Here is a 1,475-nt window from a genome sequence, read left to right as displayed (position 1 = left end):
CTATCCGAACTCCTTACTATAATCTTGCATTAGAGGAAGCATTGGCGTTGCAACTAACTGCCTTCGGATATATTGGAGGGATCCGCTTTTGGGAAGGACCGAGGTCCATCATACTAGGTCTTTCCGAAAAACCGGAACTTAGTGCGGGAAAAGAGAACGTGCAAAGTTTTATTTCGAAGTTCTCAGATACAAAACTTCCTAAAAAGAATTCTGTAGGAGATCCTACTTATATCGCAAGAAGAGCAAGTGGAGGCGGAACGGTCGTACATGAACCTAATTGGAATTTGAACTTCAGCCTTTTTGTTTCGTTAGAAGCTAAGCCTGAATTATATCCAGTCTCGAATTCTTATCAGATATTCCTTGGGATCATTTCTTCCGCATTGAACAAGCAGGGACTCAAGACCAAATGTAAGGGAAAATCGGATCTTGCATTGGAGATCTCTACAGATGTTTGGAAAAAAATTTCCGGAAATGCCCAATTCAGAAAGAAGAACTGTATTGTCCAACACGGAACACTGATCCTGGATTCCCAATTGATCTCCCTAGTTTCCGACCTTCTTCCCCACCCTCCAGAAGAGCCGGAATACAGAAAAGGGCGATCCCATGAGGAATTTGTAAGCTCTTTACCTGCTTCCTTTTCGTCCGGAAAATTCAAGGAAGACCTTTCCCTTTTATTTGCGGATTATCTGGGGGTTGAAATCCTAGGTACCGAAACGGATCCATCCTTCTTTCGAAAAGTCAGAAAGGAAACGGATCGTCTGTTTCGGGAAAAATACTCAGATCTACGTTATATTCTGGGAGATACTCCCTAAAACAAAACCGAGGAAAAAATGAAATATCTTCCACAACAAGACCCCGAAATTTTCCAAGCACTACAAGCGGAAGACAAAAGACAGGAACAAAACCTGGAAATGATCGCTTCCGAAAACTTCGTGTCCCGATCTGTTCTGGAAGCTTATACATCTACTCTTACCAATAAATACGCGGAAGGATATCCTGGCAAAAGGTACTATAATGGCTGTGTAAACGCAGACGCCGTAGAATCCCTCGCGATCGAAAGAGCTAAAAAGATCTTTAAAGCAGAATATGCGAACGTTCAGCCCCATTCCGGAGCCCAGGCAAATATGGCAGTATTCCTGGCAACCTTGGAACCTGGAGATTCTTTCTTAGGAATGAATCTGGCTCATGGAGGACATTTAACTCATGGTTCTCCTGTAAATATCAGCGGAAGATATTATAAACCGATCCCATACGGAGTGGATCCAAAAACGGAAACAATCGATTACGATTCCTTAGCTTCTCTTGCAAAAGAACATAAGCCTAAGTTGATTGTAGCTGGAGCCTCCGCTTATTCCAGGACCATAGATTTCGATAAATTCGCAGAGATCGCAAAATCCGTAGGCGCAAAACTAATGGCGGACATCGCACATATTTCCGGGTTAGTCGCAACAGGATACCATCCTTCCCCGATCGAA

The 1,475-nt window shown here is 43.2% G+C and carries 2 protein-coding genes; both read left to right on the top strand.

Annotated features, from left to right (window positions below):
- The first annotated feature begins 2 nt into the window (after nucleotides 1-2).
- Entirely contained in the window at nucleotides 3-812 is an 810-nt protein-coding gene (locus EHQ64_RS07255) for a lipoate--protein ligase family protein (RefSeq protein WP_135648830.1), read from the top strand.
- Between the two features lie 18 nt (nucleotides 813-830).
- On the top strand, nucleotides 831-1,475 hold a 645-nt coding region (locus EHQ64_RS07250), incomplete at its 3' end, for a serine hydroxymethyltransferase (RefSeq protein ID WP_135648829.1).

It is taken from the genome of Leptospira sarikeiensis, assembly GCF_004769615.1.
GTDB classification, from domain to species: domain Bacteria; phylum Spirochaetota; class Leptospiria; order Leptospirales; family Leptospiraceae; genus Leptospira_B; species Leptospira_B sarikeiensis.
This window is presented reverse-complemented; position numbering and strand designations above follow the sequence as displayed.